Source organism: Streptomyces sp. NPDC033177 (assembly GCF_055577715.1).
Window position 1 is genome coordinate 120023 of the sequence record NZ_JBVIPS010000014.1, and the last position, 18240, is coordinate 138262.

Consider the following 18240-nt stretch of genomic DNA (forward strand, 5'->3'; position numbering starts at 1 on the left):
TCAGAGCTGCTCCCGGTTGCCGACGTCCCCGTTTCGTAAGAACCTCAAGTCTCATTTGTCCGGTTCGAATTCATAGGGTGAGTCACATGACCCCCTCCCCCGCCGCGGAACCCGATGTACCTGACGTACCCGGCCCTCCCGATCCGCCCGGCCCTCACCTCCTTCGGGTGGACGTCGTCCTGCCCTGCCTCGACGAGGCCGCGGCGTTGCCCTGGGTCCTGGAACGCATCCCCGCGGGCTGGCGGGCCGTCGTCGTCGACAACGGCTCCACCGACGGTTCGGCGGACATCGCCCGCGCCCTGGGCGCCACGGTGGTGCGAGAGCCGCAGCGCGGATTCGGGGCCGCGTGCCACGCGGGCCTCATGGCGTCCGACGCGGACGTGGTGTGTTTCTGCGACTGCGACGCCTCCCTGGATCCGGGGCTGCTGCGGCCCTTCGTGCGCAGGGTGGCGGACGGGTCGGCCGACCTGGTCATGGGACGGCGGCGCCCCCAGGGCCACGGCGCCTGGCCGCCGCACGCGCGCGCGGGCAACCTGGCGCTCGCTCGGATGCTGCGGCGGCGTACCGGCGTACGGCTGCACGACCTGGGCCCGATGCGGGCCGCGCGGCGCGAGAACCTGCTGGGGCTCGACCTGACCGACCGCCGCAGCGGATACCCGTTGCAGATGGTCGTGCGCGCGGCCGACGCCGGGTGGCGGATCGAGGAGCGGGACGTCCCGTACCTGCCGCGCGAGGGCAAGTCGAAGGTCACCGGGACATGGCGCGGGACGTGGCACGCGGTGCACGACATGCGCTCGGTACTGGGAGAACCCCCACGACCGGCCCCCGCCGCGAGCGGCCGGCACACGCCAGGCGGTACCAGGTGACGACGCACAGCACGACCCTCCTCGTCATCGCCAAGGAACCGCTCCCCGGGCGCGTGAAGACCCGGCTTACTCCGCCCTACACCCCCGACGAAGCCGCCGAGCTGGCCGCGGCCTCGCTCGGCGACACTCTTGACGCCGTGCTCGCGGCGCCCGCATGGCGGCGGGTCCTGGTGCTGGCCGGGCAACCGGGACCCTGGGTCCCTCCCGACATCGAGGTGGTCCCACAGTGCGCGGGGGGCCTGGACGAACGGCTCGCCGCGGCCTTCGCGGGGTGCTCCGGTCCCGCCCTCCTGATCGGCATGGACACCCCCCAGGTCACGCCGGGCCTGCTCGCCCCCGCCCTCGGCCCGGACGCCTGGCAGGACTGCGACGCCTGGTTCGGCCCCGCGGTCGACGGCGGATTCTGGGCGCTCGGTCTGGCCGAGCCCGACCCGCAACTTCTGCACGGCGTCCCCATGTCGAGGCCCGACACCGGCGCCCTGCAACGGGCCCGGCTCACCGGCGCCGGACTGAGGGTCCGCGACCTGCCGCGGTTGCGTGACGTCGACACGGCCGACGACGCCGTAAAAGTCGCCGCAGCCGCACCAACCAGCCGCTTCGCCGCAACCCTCACCCGCCTCGCCACGACAACCGAACACCCGGCCCCAGGCGGCACCCGATGAACACAGCACCCCCGGACACCGACCTCCGCGACGCGGCGCCCGCGCCCGCGCCCTGGCATGCGGACCCCTACACCAATGCCCTGCGCAACGGCCGCGGCCCCCTGTTCCTGCGCCGTAGCGACGGCTGGTTGTTGCCCCTCGACGTTGAACGCTGGTGCGCCAGTGCCGATGCCGCGGATCTCTCCGCGTTGGGCCGCTGCGAGGGCAGCGTCATCGACATCGGCTGCGGGCCCGGCCGTCTCGTGGCCGGGGCCGCGCCCCTGGGCCACCGCGTCCTGGGCGTCGACGTCAGTCAGGCAGCCGTCGACCACACGCTCCGGCTCGGCGGCACCGCCCTGCTCCGCTCCGTCTTCGACGCGCTGCCCGGCGAAGGCCGCTGGGGTACCGCCCTGCTCATGGACGGCAATGTCGGGATCGGCGGAGACCCCGATGCTCTGCTCGTGCGTGTCGGCCAACTCCTGGCTCCCGAAGGCCTGTTGATCGCCGAGACCGCACCGGTGGACGTCGACGAACGAGTCGAGGTGCACGTCGACGACGGGCACGGCACCCCGGGCGAGTCCTTCCCATGGGCCCGTCTCGGCACCCCCGCCCTGCTGCGCCGCGCCCGTCCGCTCGGTTGGAACCCGGACGCTCAGTGGACCACCGAAGGCCGATCCTTCCTGGCACTCCGCCGCGCTCGCCGCACCTGAAGCACCCGGCACAGAGCGGATCCCGCGAACAGCGCGGCCGTGACGATCAGCCACCGCGTCAGGAAGACATCGGCGGGAAGCCCGGTGGCGGACTCATAGCGCTCCACCTGCCCGGCGATGAGCGGGAACCACACCAGCAGAAGCAAGCCGGACAGGAACGCCGGAACGCGTACGAAGTTGATCCATCCCCCGCGCCCCGGCCGCCCCGACCGCCCCCGCCACCCCGCGGCGGCCCGCAGGGCACGGTCGGCGAGCGCGTACGCGGGCACGAACAGCAGATCGTGCACCAGCGCCGCGCCGATGAACCAGACGGCGACCAGCAGCCAGTCGCCGCTCAGGAGGCGCACCCCCGCGTACCCCGCGAGCGCGAACGAGGCGAGCAGCACGAGGAGTTGCAGCGGGCCCTCGCCGTGCCACCGTCGGAGTCGACGCGTGAGACCGCTCATCACAGCTCCCCGAAAGTCAGACGGGACACCCATTTGGTGTTGAGCACCCCGGGCGCGGCCGGAACGATGATCCGCGCCGGATAGCCGTGGTCCGGCGACAGCTCCTCGCCGTTCACCTGGAGCGCGAGCAGGGAACGCGGGTCGCGGACCTGGTTGTCGCGCAACGCGGCCTTGCGGAAGGCCCCGTGCCGTTGCAGGGACTCCACGAACACGCCCGGAGGGTCCTCCTCGTACCCGGCAAGAGCCGCGAGGTCGCGCAGCCGCACCCCACGCCACCACTGGTCCGACGTCGACCAGCCCTCCACGCAGGCGATGGGCAACCTCGCAGAAAACAAAGGAAGTTGGAGCAGGTCGTTGCGGGACAGCCTGACCTCTCCCCGTGGGCCGCCGACGGTCAGCCGCCATCCCTCACCCCTGTCCCGCGGCCCGACACCCACCTTCGCGGCCGTCTTGTTGATCTGGAAGCCGTTCGGCCCGCTCCCCGGATCACCGCCGCCGTGCGGGGCGAACAGGGCGGTGCGGCGCAGGGGCCCGTCCACGTTCTGCCCCGCCGTCGTCACGAACAGCAGGGCGGAACCCGCGCCGACCATGCCCAGCGCTCCCCGCCGCGTCACGGTGGGTCCGGCGGGCGCGGGCGCGACGAGGCCCTCCGCATCGGCGGGCTCGGGGCGCGCATCCCGCAGCTGTTCGCGCCACCCCCGCTCCCGCAGAACCCGTACGACCTGGGGCAGACGCAGCGCGAGGTGGGCCACGAACGCGCCGAAGAACACCCAGGCGCCGTAGAAGTGCAGCGGATAGAACGAGCCGGGGAAGAGGTACTCCAGCTGGACGTTGAGGACCCCGGTGACGAACTCGAACAGCGCGCCTCCGACCAGCAGGAGCAGCGAGACCCGCTCAAGGGCGTGCCCCACCGACCGCGCCGGGGGCAGCGCGAAGAGCTTCGGGATCACCGACCACAGCTTCGCGAGCAGCACCGGGATCAACGTGATGCCGAGCGTGACGTGCAGGCCCTGGTTGAGGCGGTAGAGCCAGTGCGGGTCGGTCGGCCAGTCGAAGAGGTAGAAGCCGAGGAGCCCCTTGTCGGGGGTCTTGTCGTTGACGGGCGACAGGTCCGGGTTGTAAGCCGCGTACGACAGCAGACCGGTAACGAACAGCACGGTGACACCGACGAGCAGGACGACGCCGAGCACCGAGGTGAGCCAGGGCCCGCGCAGCGGACTGCGCCAGAAACCAGGGTCGGCAGGAGAGGGGACGCGTGACGCTGGGGACATGGAGCGACGGGGCATGGAGCGACCGTAAGCCGGACCGTGTGCCCGAACGGGCCCGCGACTCATGACGAAACGCTGACGTCGTGCCGCGGGGCCCGTTCACTCCCGCCACCTGCGCCTACGGTGCAGACGTGAGCACCACAGAACGCACCGGCCGCCGCCGTGACCTGGCCGCTGCCGGGGCCGCGGCGCTGCTCGTCGCCGCGGCCGTCGTCGTCGGCACTTCGATCGAGCACGCGGACGGCACCCTGCACCTCAACTGGCCGCCCCTGTACGCCCGTTGGGACCCGCACCTCGGGCCCGGCACACCCCCCGCGCTCGCGGTCGCCGTCGCGGTGATCGCTTACGCCCCCGTCCTCGCCGCCCGGCTCTCCTGGCGGGCACTGCTCCTGTCCGCATGGACCGCTTCGACGGCCTGGATCTGGTCGCTCGCGCTGATCGACGGCTGGCACCGGGGCGTGGCAAGGCGGCTCACCACCAAGTACGAGTACCTGCAGGTCATCGACCGCTTCGACGACATCCCCGCGACGCTGCGGGACTTCACCCGGCACATCCTCATCGACTCCCCCGGCCACTGGCCCGCCCACACCGCGGGCCATCCGCCCGGCGCCACCCTCACCTTCGTCCTCCTCGACCGCGTCGGCCTCGGGGGCGGGGCCTGGGCCGGAGCCTTCTGCATCACGGTGGGCGGCACCGCCGTGGCGGCCGTCCTGATCACCGTGCGCGCGCTGGCCGACGAGGCGGCGGCCCGCCGTGCGGCGCCGTTCCTCGTCCTGGCCCCCGCCGCGATCTGGGTCGGCGCCTCGGCGGACGGCTACTTCGCCGCCGTCACCGCCTGGATGATCGCCCTGCTCGCGCTCGCGGCGACGCGCGAGGCCCGCTCCCCCGCCGCCGCGGCACTCGGCTCCGGCCTTCTGTTCGGCCTCGTCTGCTACCTCTCGTACGGCCTGACGCTCTTCGCGCTCGTGGCCGCGGCCGTCCTGCTGATCACCCGCACCCTGCGCCCCCTCCCGCTCTTCCTTGCGGGGGCGGCGGTGGCCCCGCTCGTCTTCACTCTGGCGGGCTTCGACTGGTGGGAGGCGTACCGCCTGCTCGTCGAGCGCTATCACCAGGGGGCGGGCGGCATCAGGCCGTACGCCTACTTCGTCTGGGCCAATCTGGCCTGCACGGTGCTCGTGGTCGGCCTCGCGACGGTCGCGGGCCTGCGCAGGACGGTGGTGGCGGCGCCCGGCGCGCTCAGCCGCCTGTGGACCGGCCGCACCACACCGGCGGACCGTCTGACCGCCCTCGTCCTTGCCGCCCTCCTTGCGCTGCTCGCCGCCGACCTGTCGGGCATGAGCAAGGCGGAGACGGAACGTATCTGGCTGCCGTTCGCCACGTTCCTGCTCGCGGCGACCGCGGCTCTGCCGAAGACCGGTCAGCGCCACTGGCTCGCCGCGCAGGCCGTACTGGCGCTCCTGGTGAATCATCTGCTGTTCACGGGCTGGTGAGGGCGCGGCGCCCGCCGGCTTCGCCACCGTCCCGCCATTTCCTAAGGTGCGGGTATGCACAGAGCCACCACGCGCCCCGCCTCTGCACGCCCCCGCGGCAGCCACCTCCCGGTATCCGCCCCGAAGGGAGGCGCCGCGTGACCCTCAACCAGCTGCGGGCCTTCGTCGAGGCGGAACGGCTCGGCTCCTTCACCGCCGCCGCGCAGGCCATGGACATCGCCCAGGCATCCGCCTCCGAGCTGGTCCGGCGCCTCGAGGCGGAGCTTGACGCCGAGCTGTTCCTGCGCGGCAGCCGCACCCTCACCCTGACCGCCGCCGGGCGCGAACTCCTTCCGTACGCGCAGGAGTCGCTCGCCGCGGCGGACAGCGGGACCCGGGCCGTGCACTCCCTCGGGTCGCTCGGCGGCGGCACCGCCACTTTCGGGGTGCTGCGCAACGCCGACTACTACCTGCTCTCCAACCTCGTGCAGATGTTCCACGCCCGGTACCCGGCGGTCCGCGTACGGCTCGTGGGCCAGAACTCCGCCGAGACCGCGTCGGCCGTCGCGGAGGGGCGGATCGAGGCGGGTCTGGTCATTTTGCCCATCGACGACGAGGGGCTCGCCATCACTCCCCTCATGCGGGACGAGGTGCACTACGTCAGCGCGAGCGCCGAGCGCACCGGCGCGCCCGTCAGCATCGAGGCGTTCTGCCGGGCACCGCTCGTGCTGTACGACGCGCACTACGGCTGGAAGGACCCGACCCGGCGTCAGCTCGCCGAGCGCGCCCAGCTCGCCGGAGCCCGTATCGATCCCCTCATCGAGCTCGAACACGTGGAAGCGGCACTGAAGTTGGCGGCGACCGGCGTCGGCGACACGATCGCGAGCCGGGCGGTGATCGACAGCCCCAGGTTCCCCGCCGGACTCCACACCGCGCCCTTCGCCGAACCCCTCTACGACACCATCGCGCTCGTCAGGCGCCGCGGCCGCCCCCTGTCCCGCGCCACCCGGGAGCTCGCCCGCCTCGCCGAGGACACCATCCGCGAGATCGGGAACGGCCTGCTGTCCTGACTCGTGCCCTGACCTGGGGAAACACGACCATCGGCGACATATCAGACCCGCCGGGAAACCCACAGGGAAACCCTGTGGGAGGCGCAGGAATCGCCCCTCTAGTCCTGTGACCCGGGCGCATCTACGGTCCCGGGTATGCAGATCACGCACGACGAACAGAAGACCCTCGCTCCCTTCCAGTGGCTCAAGAAGCCGGAGGTCGACGGTCCCCCCGCCCAGCGCGACCCCAAGGTGGTCGAGCGCGTCTCCCAGATGCTGAAGGAGATCGAGAGCAAGGGCATGGACGCGGTCCGTGCCTACGGACAGGAGCTCGACGGCTGGTCCGGCGACCTGGAGATCAGCGCCACCGAGCTCAAGAAGTCGGGCGACGCCCTGCCCGCCGACGTCCGTACCGCCCTGGAGATGGGCTACGAGCGCACCCACCGCTTCGCCTCCGCGCAGCGCGAGCACCTGACCGACTTCGAGGTCGAGATCGCCCCCGGAGTGGCGGGCGGCCAGCGCTACGTACCGGTGTCCCGGGTCGGCGCCTACCTCCCGGCAGGCCGGTTCCCGTTGCTTGCCAGCGCCTTCATGACCGTGGGCGTCGCCAAGACGGCCGGTGTCCCCACCGTGGTGGCGTGCACCCCGCCGTCGGGTGAGCACGGTGCCCACCCGGCCGTGCTCTACGGCGCCTACCTGTCCAAGGCCGACCGCGTCTTCGCCGTGGGCGGCGTCCAGGCGCTCGGCGCGATGGCCTTCGGTCTGCTCGGCGAGGCGCCCGTCGACATGCTGGTCGGCGCCGGGAACGCCTTCGTCACGGAGGCCAAGCGGCAGCTCTTCGGGCAGGTCGGCATCGACCTCCTCGCGGGCCCCTCCGAGGTGGCCGTCCTCGCCGACGACACCGCCGACCCGGTCTGGGTCGCCGCGGACCTGCTCGGCCAGGCCGAGCACGGTCCGAACTCCCCGGCCGCCCTGATCACCACCTCGGAGAAGCTGGGCCGGGCGGTCGTCGCCGAGATGGACCGCCAGCTGGAGACCCTCGCCACCCGTGACATCGCCGGACCCGCCTGGCGGGACTTCGGCTCCGTCATCGTCGTGCGCGACCGCGACCAGGCCGTCGCCGTGTCGGACATCCTCGGCCCGGAGCACCTGGAGATCCAGACGGAGGACGACGACTTCTACCTCCAGAACCTCACCAACTACGGCTCGGTCTTCCTGGGCCCCTGGTCCACCGTCGCCTACTCCGACAAGGGCATCGCCGGCACGAACCACGTGCTGCCGACCGGCAAGACCTCCCGCTACAACGCGGGGCTTTCCGTCTCCCGCTTCCTCAAGCCCCTCACGTACCAGCGGGCCGCCAAGGAGGGCACCGCTTCCCTGGCCCCCGCCGTCGAACGCATCTCCGCCTTCGAGGGCCTCGCCGCCCACGGCGCCACCGCCACGATCCGCATCGACCGGATCGGCCGCACCTCCGGCGCCTTCGACGCGGTCCCCGAAGCGCTGCGCGAGCAGCTCTGATCCAGTCCCGCGCCTCGCCTCCGCGCCCCCCGCGGCCGGGGGCGAGGGGGTCCGGCGCCCGGAGCGCCATGCTCCGGACGCGTCCGGTCCCCGGGCCGCCACCGGCGTCACCTGCCCGGGACGAGTGAGTACCGTCCCGTATCAAGGGCACCCGCGCTCCCACTCCCCGAGGATCTCCCCATGCACCACCCCTCCCCAGACCCAGCCCCCACGGCCACGGGCCCCGCCCTGCAACAGGGGCTCAAGGGCCGCCAGATCACCATGATCTCCATCGGCGGTGTGATCGGGGCCGGCCTCTTCGTCGGCTCGTCGACCGCCGTCGCGGCCGCCGGACCCGCCGTTCTGATCTCGTTCCTGCTGGCCGCCGTCCTGGTGGTGCTCGTCATGCAGATGCTCGGGGAGATGGCCGTCGCCCACCCCGACACCGGTTCGTTCTCGACGTACGCGGACCGCGCCCTCGGCCGGTGGGCGGGCTTCTCCATCGGGTGGCTGTACTGGTGGTTCTACATCCTCGTCATTCCCATCGAGGCCATCGCCGCGGGCGAGGTCATCGCGGGTCCCACGGGCATCCCGAGCTGGATCCCCGCGCTCGCCATGATCGCCCTGCTCGCGGGCAGCAACCTCCTGGCCGTGCGCAACTACGGCGAGTTCGAGTACTGGTTCGCGCTCCTGAAGGTCATCGCGATCATCGCCTTCCTCGTGCTCGGCGCGCTCGCGATCTTCGGGGTCCTTCCCGGATCGGACGCCCACGGCGTCTCGCACCTGTGGAGCGACGGCGGCTTCGCCCCCAAGGGCAGCGTGGCCGTGCTCGCCGGACTGCTCACCGCGATGTTCAGCTTCCAGGGCAGCGAGATCGTCACGATCGCCGCCGCCGAGTCCGAGGAACCCAAGAAGAACATCAAGAAGGCCGTCCGTGCCGTCGTGTGGCGCCTGGGACTCTTCTACGTCGGTTCGATCTTCGTCGTGGTGAGCCTGGTGCCGTGGAACTCCGACGCCCTCGCCGACGGCTCCTACCAGGCGGTCCTGGACCGGATGAACATCCCGGGCGCCGGGCGGATCATGGACGTGGTCCTCGTCGTTGCCGTGAGCAGCTGCCTCAACTCGGCCATCTACACCGCGTCGCGCATGGCCTTCTCGCTGGCCCGCCGCCAGGACGCCCCCGCTGCCCTTGCCGCCACATCGGCGTCCGGTGTGCCCCGTAACGCGGTCCTCGCCTCGACCGTCATCGGGGTCGCCGCGGTGATCGCCAACTACCTTCTGCCAAGCGTCTTCACGTACCTCATCGCGTCCAGCGGTGCGATCGCCCTGATGATGTACATGGTCATCGCCATCACCCAGTACGCGACCCGGCGCAAGGAACCGCAGCCGACCGAGGTGCGGATGTGGGCGTTCCCCTATCTGACCCTCGCCACGATCGCCTTCATCGCCGGTGTCCTCGTCCTGATGGCGGTCCTGCCCGGCCACCGCCTCGAACTCTGGCTCTCCCTCGCCCTGGCCGCCGTGCTGGTCACCGTGGGAGTCCTGCGACAGCGGCGGCACGGCGACCGGCCCTCCGGTGAAACCGGCGACTCCGGCGATCCCGGTGTCAGTACCGGCGCCGTGACCGGTCAGCGGTAGCAGGTCAGGGGAGCCTGGCGTGCGTCGCCCGGGGCACGAACTCGGTCGGCAGGACGAGGCGTTCACCCTTGGGGTCGGCGTCACCGTCGATGCGCCGCACCAGCAGCCGCGCCGCCTGACGCGACAGTTCGCGCAGGTCGTGCCGGACCGTGGTCAGCCGGAACACCTCCCAGGCCGCCATGGGGAGGTCGTCGAAGCCGATCACGGTCAGGTCGTCGGGGACCCGGAGCCCGGCCGCGAGCGCCGCGTTCAGGACACCGATGGCGACCACGTCGTTGCCGCAGAAGACCGCGGTGGGCGTCTGCGCCGCGTCGAGCAGCCGGGGCAGTGCCTGATACCCCGTCTCGTACTCGAAGGCGCCGCGCGCCACCCGGTCCTCGGGCAGTCCGATGCCCGCGTCGGCCAGGGCGAGGCGGAAACCCAGCTCGCGTTCGCGTCCGGTGGTCGTGTTGGCCGCGCCGAAGATGCCCGCGATGCGCCGGTGTCCGAGCTCGGCGAGCGTGTGGGCGACCAGACGTCCGCCGCCCTCGTTGTCGACGACCGAGGCGTAGTCGCCACGGCCGCCCGTGTCGCGGTTGAGGAAGACGTACGGCATGCCGCGCCGGTCGAGCTGCGCCGGGAGACCGGAGTCGGTGGTGGCCGTCGCGAGCACCACGCCGTCCAGGGACTGGTCCAGGAGCTTCTCCTCGGCCACCGCCTCGTCGGAGCGTTCGGTGAGCAGCATCATCCGGTAGCCGAGGAGCTGGAGCTCGTCGTGCAGGGGGGCGATGACATGCGGGTAGAACGGGTTCGTCAGGTCGGTCACGATCACCCCGATGCGCCGGGTGGAACGGGTCGACAGCGTGCGGCCCGCCTCGCTGGGCACGTAGTTCAGGGCCTGCGCCGCCTTCCGGACCTTCTCGCGGGTCGCCGCGGACACCCGGCTGTCGTCCCGCAGGGCGCGGGAGACGGTCGGCTGCGAGACGCCGGCCAGCCTCGCCACATCGTGACTTGTGATCGCCATCGGCCCTCTCCTCATTGCCCGGCGCGCCCCTCCGACGGCCTGCATCTCAGTATACGTATGCCATACCCCTTGACATTGGACAGCGCAGAACCTGTCATGGAATGCATACGTATTCCATTCGAAGGAGCAGCCATGAACGACGTCGTCGTGTCCACCGCCGAGCTGGGGCGTCGCACGGTTCGCCGCAGCGACTTCGTCTCCTGCAACCAGGCTTTCATCGACTGCCGCACACCGGGCTCGGACCGGAAGGAGAACTACGCGATGATCGGGCCCGGCGTCTCGCAGGCCGCGGGCCAGCACGTCAATCTCCGCCTCCCGCACGGCTACAACATCGGTGCGGCCGCCATGCCCCACGGCATCACCAACAACCTCCACCTGCACTACACCGCCGAGGTGTTCGTCTGCACCGAGGGCGAGTACCTGCTTCGCTGGGGCGCCGACGGGACCGAGGGTGAACTCCTGCTCAAGGCGGGGGACATCGCCTCCATCCCCACCTGGATCTTCCGCGGTTTCACCAACACCGGGCCCGACGACGGCTGGATGTTCACCGTCCTCGGCATGGACCACACCGGCGGCATCATCTGGGGCCCGACGGTCCTGCGCGAGGCCGAGGGCCACGGCCTCTACCTGACCGCCGACAACAAGCTGATCGACACGGTCGCCGGCGACGAGGTCCCGCCCGGCACCGAGCTGACCGAGCCGATGACCCAGGAGTACATCGACCGGCTTCGCCACTACAGCGTCGACGAGATGAAGCGCCGCGTCGCGGCAGGGGATGAACTGGTCTGGTCCGAGCGGCCCTTCCTCGACAGCACCCTGCCGGGCGGCGGAGTGCAGCTGAGCTGCGTCATCGGGTACGGCATGACCGAGGACCTGCACCAGGAACCCCGCATCTTCAACCCGCACGGCCACAACGTCGCCTGGCTGCGCGCCGAGCCGGGCCAGGGCGTGTCCCTGCACCGCCAGCACGAGACCCAGACGCTGATCGTCAAGGACGGGGAGTGGGAGATCACCCTCAACCGCACCGACCCCGTATCCGTACGCCTGGGCCCGCGGGACATGCTCTCCGTGCCGCAGGACGCCTGGCGCACCCTGCGCAACGTCGGCGACGAGCGGGGCGACCTCATGGTCGTCAACTCCGGCGACGGCCGCGTCCGCCTCGACTGGGACGACGAGGTCTCCAAGGCCGCCGCCGACGCGGGCCTCGGCGTCGACCACAACGGCTACGTGGCGCCGTACGCCCTGCTCCCCCGCTCCGCGCGCCGCTGGTGACCGCCGTGCCCCGCGTCGAGCCGTCGTCCGATCCGCTGCCGCTGGTGGTGGTCCCCGGCATGCTGTGCGACCCGAGCCTGTGGTCGGAGGTGGAATTCCCCGACGGCCACCCGGTCCAGCACATCGAGCTGGGCAAGCCCGACATCGGGGCTCTGGCCGACGACCTGCTGTCCTCGGTGTCCGGCCCGTTCGTCGTGGTCGGGCTAAGCCTCGGAGCCATCGTCGCGTTCGAGGCGCTGCGGCGGTCCCCGGACCGGATCGCCGGGCTGTGCGTCATGTCGACGAACGCGGGAGCACCCCGGCCCGAGCAGTACGCGGCCTGGCGTGCGATGGACGGCCTGATCGCCGACGGCAGGTTCGCGGACGTCGTCGAGCGGACACTGCCCGGCATGTTCCCCGTCCCCCGGCCGCCGAGCGAATCGGCCGAGCGCTACCGCCGTATGGCACACGCCGTGGGACCCGGGGCCGCCCGCGCCCAGCTCGCCTCCCAGGCCACGCGCCGGGACGCGGCCGACGCACTGCGCGGGGCCCGTTGCCCGGCCGTGGTCCTGTCGGGGGTCCAGGACGCGCTGTGCCCGCCGGACTTCCACCGGACGATCGCGCGTGCCCTGCCGGACGCCGAGCTGCGCGAAGTGCCCGGGGCGGGACACCTGTTGCCCTGGCAGGAGCCCGCCGCCGTCTCCACCGCGCTGCGGGGCCTGCTGGCGCGGGTGCGGGAGACCCGGCCGTAGGCCACCACGCCCGGCCGCACATCTGAATCAACGAACCTCCCCCTCTATTCGAAGCCCGAGTTTTTCGAAGCCCGAGAAAGAGAGCCGTCATGCCTCGTTTCCTCAAGTCCCCCGTACCCGCGGGCACGGTGAGCGCCGCCCGCGCGGATGTCGCCGACCGTGTCAGCGCCATCCTCGACGACATCCGCGACCGGGGTGACGAAGCGGTCCGTCAGTACTCCGAGAAGTTCGACAACTGGAGCCCGGAGTCCTTCCGGCTGTCCCCGGACGAGATCAGGAAGATCGTCGCAGATGTGCCGGAGACGGTCCTGGAGGACATCCGCTTCGTTCAGGAGCAGGTGCGGACGTTCGCCCAGGCGCAGCGAGACTCGCTGCACGACGTGGAGATCGAGACCCTGCCGGGGGTCCGCCTCGGGCACCGCCACGTCCCCGTGGCCGGCGCCGGTGCGTACGTGCCGGGTGGGCGCTACCCGCTGACCGCGTCCGCGCACATGACGATCGTGACGGCGAAGGTGGCAGGTGTGGAGCGCGTCGCCGCCTGCACCCCGCCGATCCGGGGTGAGATCCCCGCCGCGACGGTCGCCGCCATGCATCTGGCCGGGGCCGACGAGATCTACCTCCTCGGCGGCGTCCAGGCCGTGGCCGCCCTGGCCATCGGCACCGAGACAGTGGGCCGGGTGCCGCTGATCGCGGGGCCGGGCAACGCGTACGTCGCCGAGGCCAAGCGGCAGTTGTTCGGTGAGGTCGGCATCGACCTGTTCGCGGGCCCGACGGAGATCCTGGTGATCGCCGACGAGAACGCCGACCCGTTCGTGGTGGCCGTCGACCTCCTCTCCCAGGCCGAGCACGGCCCGGACTCCCCCGCCGTACTCGTCACCACGTCCGAGCAGTTGGGCCGTGCGGTCGAGGCCCACATCGAGCGGCTCCTGCCCGGGATGCCGACGAAGGACTTCGCAGGGCCCGCCTGGCGCGACCACGGCGAGATCGTCGTGGCGGACTCCCTGGACGAGGCCTTCGAGATCGCGGACTCCTACGCCAGCGAACACGTCGAGGTCCTGACGGAGAACCCGCGCCAGGCCCTGGACAAGATGCGCGACTACGGCGCGCTGTTCCTCGGGGAAGGGACCTGCGTCTCGTACGGGGACAAGGTCATCGGCACCAACCACGTCCTGCCGACGCGGGGGGCCGCGCGCTACACCGGGGGTCTGTGGGTGGGGAAGTACCTCAAGACCGTCACCTACCAAGAGGTCACGGACACCGCGTCGTCCGCGCTGCTCGGCGAGGTGTGCGGGCGCGCCGCGCGTGTCGAGCTGTTCGAGGGACACGCCCGCTCCGGCGACGTACGGGCGGCCAAGTACGGCGACGGCACGCTGCCGTGGCACACCGAAAACGCTGAGGCGACCGCGTGAGCGCCCCCGCAGCACCGCTCGCCGGGCGCACCGCGCTGGTCAGCGGGGGCGGCAGCGGACTCGGCGCCACCATCACCCGCGCCCTGCTCGCGGACGGGGCCCGGGTGGTGATCACCGGCCGCAACGAGCAGGCACTGAAGCAGACCGCCGAACGGCTTGGCCCTGGTGTCGTCCACCGGGTCTGCGACGTGTCCAGGCCCGAGGACGTCGAGGCGCTCGCCTCGAGTCTCGCGGACGAGGAGATCTCGATCCTCGTCAACAACGCGGGGATCGCCGGACCGGTGGCGCCCCTGACGGAGATCTCGGCCCAGGACTGGGACGAGGTGTTCGACGTGAACGTCCGCGGGGTGTTCCTGATGTGCCGGGCCTTCCTGCCCGCCATGACGGCGCGGGGCGCGGGCGACGTCGTGAACATCGCCTCGGTGTCGGGCAAGCGGCCGCTGCTGAGGCGTACGCCCTACTGCGCCTCCAAGATGGCGGTCATCGGCCTGACCACGACCCTGGCCGGGGAGGTCGGGCCCTCCGGAGTGACGGTCAACTCCCTCTCCCCCGGTCCGGTTTCGGGCCCGCGGATGGAGCGGAACTTCCGGCTGGAGGCGGAACGCACCGGCGGCAGCTACGCGCAGGCCGAGGAGGCGTTCGTGTCTCGGTCGGCCCTCGGGCGGATGGTCACCGAGGAAGAGGTCGGCGCGGCGGTCACCGCGATGCTCCGGATGCCGGGTCTTTGCGGCGCCGACATCGACCTCTCGGCGGGGATGGTCGCGCGGTGACGGCGGGAGAAGCCATCACCGGCGGAGGTGGGCGGCGGTCCCTCAAGGAGCGGATCGCGGCGGGCGAGCGGCTGTACGGCGCACTGCTGCGGCTCCCCTCGGAGACGTTGGTGGAGATGGCGGGGGTCGCGGGCCTGGACTACGTGGTCATCGACTGCGAGCACGGTCCCGCCGACACGGCGCTCCTCCAGCACCATCTGACGGCCGCGGCCGCGCAGGGCATCGACGTCCTCGTGCGGGTGGGGACGTCCGAGGACGCCCTCGCGCTGCGCTGCCTCGACCTGGGGGCCGCGGGGATCATCCATCCGCATGTCGACGACGCGCAGGACGCGCGGCGGGCGGTGGCCGCGGTCCATTACCCGCCCCTGGGGAGACGGGGGTTCGCGACGTACAGCAGGGCGGGCCGCTTCGGCACGGTCTCCGCCGCCGAGCACGTGGCCGCGTCGCGGGAGGCCCTGGTGGTGGTGATGATCGAGACGGAGCGGGCCTGTGCCGCCGCGCCGGAGATCGCCGCGACACCGGGGGTGGACGCGGTCCTTGTGGGCCCGGCCGACCTGGCGGCGGACTGCGGTTTTCGGGGGCAGGACGTGGTCGACGCACTCGTCACGCAGGCTCACCGGGATGTCCGTGAGGCGGGCAGGGCGGTGATGTCGATCGTGCCAGGCGTCGAGGGCGCGAGGGCCGCCGGGCGGTCGGGGGCGCAACTGGTGCTCTACAACATGGCGCAGGTCCTGATGGACACCTACCGGTCCCTCGCGACGCCCTCCCCGGGCGAGGGGCGGGGCGGGCGCGCATGAGACGCCGCGCGGCCGTGCACGACTCCTCCGATCTCCGCGGATCTCCTCGGATCGGCTGGGAGGAGTGTGCCCGGCCGCGCCCGGAGGAGCCGTTCGGGACGTGCCCGAAATCCCCACCGGAACCCCCTCCTCCACCTCTTGACGGCCTCCGTCACGCTCCTTAGTGTTCGGCGGAAGTTCATACGTATGCATAGCTCCAAGCCCTGAAACCGCGCGAACGGAGAAGCCATGTCCGCTGTAGCGCCGCCCACCACCGCAGCCGGCCCCCGAGGGACCGAGGCGGAGAAGCGGAGTGCGATACGCCGTGCCATCGGCGCGGGAAGCATCGGAAACTTCGTCGAACAGTTCGACTACGGCCTCTACGGCTACATGGCGCCGATCCTCGCGCCCGCGTTCTTCCCTCAGAGCAACCAGGCCGTCGCCGTGCTGAGCACCTACGCGATCATCGCCGTCGCCTGCCTGTTCCGCCCGCTGGGCGGGACGCTCGTCGGCCGCTGGGGCGACCGGGTGGGCCGCAAGAAGACGCTCCTGTGGACCATCGTGTTCATGGGCGTGACCACGGCCCTCATCGGCGCCCTGCCGACGTATCAGCAGATCGGGGTCCTCGCGCCCCTGCTCCTGCTGCTCCTGCGCGTCGTCCAGGGCATGGTCTCGGGCGGGGAGTACGTCGGCGCGGTGGCCTTCATCGTGGAGTGGGCGGAGCCCAACCGGCGTGCCTACTACGCCTCGTACGCCTCCAACAGCTGTTTCGCCGGCATCCTCGCCGGCGCCGGCACCGCCGCGCTCACCAGCTGGCTCATCCAGGGCCCCGCCCTCGACTCCTGGGGATGGCGCATCCCGTTCCTGCTCGCGCTGCCGCTGAGCGCGGTCGGGATCTGGCTGCGCCGGCACATCTCGGAGTCGCCGGAGTTCATCCGGGCCACGGAAGGCGGCGTCGACGTCGTCAAGGCCCCGATCCGGGAGGCGCTGCGCACACAATGGCGGCCGATACTCACGCTGTGCGGCGTCTCCATCATGCTCGCGATCCTGTCCTACAGCTGGGTCACGTTCTATCCCGAGTACCTGACCGGCACGCTGGGCCTGCCGCGCTGGATGGCACTCGCGTCCAACGCGATATCGGTCGCCGTGCTCATGCCGCTGCTGCCCCTTGCGGGCATCCTCTCGGACCGGATCGGCCGCAAACCAATGCTGATCAGCGGCGCCATAGCCTGCATCGTCCTGGTCCCGCTGGCCTTCCGGGTCGGCGAGGGCGGTACGTTCGGCGCGGCCGTGGCCAGCCAACTCATCTACATCATCCCCGAGTTCTTCCTGACCGGTATCGTCACCGTCCTCACGGCCGAACTCTTCGCGACGCGCACCCGGTTCAGCGCCAGCGCCATCGCGTACAACAGCTCGTTCTCCATCTTCATGGGGATCACGCCGTTCGTCGCCGCTCTGCTCGTCACCAGCTTCGACTCCATCTACGCCGTGTGGGTCTACCTCGCCGCCGCCGCGATCCTGGCCCTCGTGGTCGTGACCGCCTTCATGACGGAGACGTACCGAAGCCACCTGGGAGCGGACAAATTCCCCCGGCAGGTGAGCAGCTGAGCATCTAGCCGCTGCATACGCATACACGCCGACCTCAGTACACACGTACACACGTACAGGCACACACCGAAAGGCCCCCCTCATGTCCCTCGACCCCGTCGCCTACCTCCCCTACGCCGACCCCGACGACTTCATCCGTGAGGTCACCGACCGCATCTGGGTCGACCGCGACATCTCCTACATCGTCGACAACTACGAGCCCGACTCGATCGTGCACACGAGCCTCGGCACCGTGGTGGGCCGCGACGGCGTGATCGAGGGCACGACGATGCGCATGGGCAGCACGCCCGGGCACATCGGCCAGGCCGAGGACGTGGTGTGGGAGGCGCGCGGCAACGACGCCTTCCTCAGCTCGCACCTCGTCTTCTCCAACGACGAGCACCTGGTCGACGGGCGGAACATCCGCATCCGCAAGCGCACCGTCGCCAACTGCCTCTACCGCCGCGGCCGCATGGTCGAGGAGTGGGTGGTACGCGACGAGTTGGCCACCTGTCTGCAGAGCGGCATCGACCCCGACGAGGCGGCCCGCGCCCTGCGGTTCCAGGGATACAGCGGATCGATGACCGAGGAGCCGCCGAAGGACGTGCTGCTCACCGGCGTCAGCGGTCCGCGGCCCGACGAGTTCCGGCCCGAGTGCGAGATGGTCCTCGAGTTCATCGACGAGGTCTGGACCCAGCGCAGGCTGCAGAAGGTCAGCGACTTCATGACGCGTGACCTCTTCCTGCACACGATCGGCGACCGGACCGTCATCCGCCCCGAGCGCTACCAGAGCGACCTGATGGCCATGGTGGCCGCGTTCCCCGACGCCCGGTTCGAGGTGCGGGACGTCCAGACCAACTACTCGCCGCGGTACGCGGGTTTGCGCGTGGCCGTCACCTGGACCATGCACGGCACCTACCGGGGCACGCCGGACTTCGGTCAGCTCACGAACCAGCCGGTGACGATGCTCGGCGTCTCCCAGTTCCTGATCCAGGACGGCCGCATCGTACGGGAGTACCGCGTCTACGACGAGATCTCGCTGCGGGCGCAGATCAACAGCACCCGGGGTGACGGCCCGGCGGTGGAGGCCAACATCTACTGAAGGACC

The 18240-nt window shown here is 71.3% G+C and carries 17 protein-coding genes; 14 read left to right on the top strand and 3 right to left on the bottom strand.

Translation table 11 applies throughout. The features are described from left to right. Nucleotides 1-86: 86 nt before the first annotated feature. The 3 genes from ACZ5U5_RS38415 to ACZ5U5_RS38425 are packed head-to-tail and all read left to right on the top strand — an operon-like array spanning nucleotide 87 to nucleotide 2217. A complete protein-coding gene (locus ACZ5U5_RS38415; protein WP_469031150.1) occupies nucleotides 87-866 on the top strand; it encodes a glycosyltransferase family 2 protein in 780 nt (259 codons plus the stop codon). Next, nucleotides 863-1528 carry a TIGR04282 family arsenosugar biosynthesis glycosyltransferase gene (locus ACZ5U5_RS38420; protein WP_469031153.1) on the top strand — a complete coding sequence of 222 codons (666 nt, stop codon included), beginning with the start codon at nucleotides 863-865 and terminating at the stop codon, nucleotides 1526-1528. Before ACZ5U5_RS38415 ends, ACZ5U5_RS38420 begins: the two co-directional genes overlap by 4 nt. Next, nucleotides 1525-2217, top strand: a complete 693-nt coding sequence (locus ACZ5U5_RS38425; protein WP_469031155.1) for a class I SAM-dependent methyltransferase — start codon at nucleotides 1525-1527, stop codon at nucleotides 2215-2217. The genes ACZ5U5_RS38420 and ACZ5U5_RS38425 overlap by 4 nt, the downstream gene beginning before the upstream one ends. Here the strand turns inward: ACZ5U5_RS38425 and ACZ5U5_RS38430 are convergent. Together ACZ5U5_RS38430 and ACZ5U5_RS38435 are read right to left on the bottom strand one after the other, a co-directional pair. Further along, on the bottom strand, nucleotides 2160-2663 hold the full coding sequence (locus ACZ5U5_RS38430; protein ID WP_469031156.1) for a hypothetical protein: 504 nt from the start codon (nucleotides 2661-2663) through the stop codon (nucleotides 2160-2162). The two genes, ACZ5U5_RS38425 and ACZ5U5_RS38430, sit on opposite strands and share 58 nt — an antisense overlap. After that, complete coding sequence (locus ACZ5U5_RS38435) at nucleotides 2663-3949, bottom strand: molybdopterin-dependent oxidoreductase (RefSeq protein ID WP_469031158.1); 1287 nt, start codon at nucleotides 3947-3949, stop codon at nucleotides 2663-2665. The genes ACZ5U5_RS38430 and ACZ5U5_RS38435 overlap by 1 nt, the downstream gene beginning before the upstream one ends. A gap of 113 nt (nucleotides 3950-4062) precedes the next feature. On the opposite strand from ACZ5U5_RS38435, the gene ACZ5U5_RS38440 reads away from it, so the two are divergent. From ACZ5U5_RS38440 to ACZ5U5_RS38455, 4 genes are all read left to right on the top strand, one after another. Further along, nucleotides 4063-5421, top strand: a complete 1359-nt coding sequence (locus ACZ5U5_RS38440) for a hypothetical protein (protein ID WP_469031159.1) — start codon at nucleotides 4063-4065, stop codon at nucleotides 5419-5421. A 137-nt stretch (nucleotides 5422-5558) separates the two neighbouring features. After that, nucleotides 5559-6470: a LysR family transcriptional regulator gene (locus ACZ5U5_RS38445; protein ID WP_469031161.1), complete on the top strand. Its 912-nt coding sequence runs from the start codon at nucleotides 5559-5561 to the stop codon at nucleotides 6468-6470. Nucleotides 6471-6605: 135 nt separating this feature from the next. Next, on the top strand, nucleotides 6606-7967 hold the full coding sequence (gene hisD, locus ACZ5U5_RS38450) for a histidinol dehydrogenase (RefSeq protein ID WP_469031162.1): 1362 nt from the start codon (nucleotides 6606-6608) through the stop codon (nucleotides 7965-7967). Nucleotides 7968-8147: 180 nt separating this feature from the next. Next, nucleotides 8148-9584, top strand: coding sequence for an amino acid permease (locus tag ACZ5U5_RS38455; RefSeq protein ID WP_469031164.1), 1437 nt, complete (start codon nucleotides 8148-8150; stop codon nucleotides 9582-9584). Between the two features lie 4 nt (nucleotides 9585-9588). Here ACZ5U5_RS38455 and ACZ5U5_RS38460 read toward each other — a convergent pair whose 3' ends face one another. Continuing rightward, on the bottom strand, nucleotides 9589-10587 hold the full coding sequence (locus ACZ5U5_RS38460) for a LacI family DNA-binding transcriptional regulator (RefSeq protein ID WP_469031165.1): 999 nt from the start codon (nucleotides 10585-10587) through the stop codon (nucleotides 9589-9591). A 132-nt stretch (nucleotides 10588-10719) separates the two neighbouring features. Between ACZ5U5_RS38460 and ACZ5U5_RS38465 the strand changes: the two genes are divergently transcribed. From ACZ5U5_RS38465 to ACZ5U5_RS38495, 7 genes are all read left to right on the top strand, one after another. After that, nucleotides 10720-11859, top strand: a complete 1140-nt coding sequence (locus ACZ5U5_RS38465; RefSeq protein WP_469031166.1) for a cupin domain-containing protein — start codon at nucleotides 10720-10722, stop codon at nucleotides 11857-11859. 5 nt (nucleotides 11860-11864) lie between these two features. Next, on the top strand, nucleotides 11865-12590 hold the full coding sequence (locus ACZ5U5_RS38470) for an alpha/beta fold hydrolase (protein WP_469031168.1): 726 nt from the start codon (nucleotides 11865-11867) through the stop codon (nucleotides 12588-12590). An 89-nt stretch (nucleotides 12591-12679) separates the two neighbouring features. Next, nucleotides 12680-13999 carry a histidinol dehydrogenase gene (hisD, locus tag ACZ5U5_RS38475; RefSeq protein WP_469031169.1) on the top strand — a complete coding sequence of 440 codons (1320 nt, stop codon included), beginning with the start codon at nucleotides 12680-12682 and terminating at the stop codon, nucleotides 13997-13999. Then, complete coding sequence (locus tag ACZ5U5_RS38480) at nucleotides 13996-14769, top strand: SDR family NAD(P)-dependent oxidoreductase (RefSeq protein WP_469031170.1); 774 nt, start codon at nucleotides 13996-13998, stop codon at nucleotides 14767-14769. The genes hisD (ACZ5U5_RS38475) and ACZ5U5_RS38480 overlap by 4 nt, the downstream gene beginning before the upstream one ends. Then, nucleotides 14766-15566 (top strand): HpcH/HpaI aldolase family protein, encoded by an 801-nt coding sequence (locus ACZ5U5_RS38485; RefSeq protein ID WP_469031172.1) that lies wholly within the window; start codon nucleotides 14766-14768, stop codon nucleotides 15564-15566. Before ACZ5U5_RS38480 ends, ACZ5U5_RS38485 begins: the two co-directional genes overlap by 4 nt. 228 nt (nucleotides 15567-15794) lie before the next feature. Beyond that, nucleotides 15795-17153 carry an MFS transporter gene (locus tag ACZ5U5_RS38490; RefSeq protein ID WP_469031173.1) on the top strand — a complete coding sequence of 453 codons (1359 nt, stop codon included), beginning with the start codon at nucleotides 15795-15797 and terminating at the stop codon, nucleotides 17151-17153. Nucleotides 17154-17235: 82 nt separating this feature from the next. Then, complete coding sequence (locus ACZ5U5_RS38495) at nucleotides 17236-18234, top strand: ester cyclase (protein WP_469031174.1); 999 nt, start codon at nucleotides 17236-17238, stop codon at nucleotides 18232-18234. The last annotated feature ends 6 nt before the right edge of the window (nucleotides 18235-18240 follow it).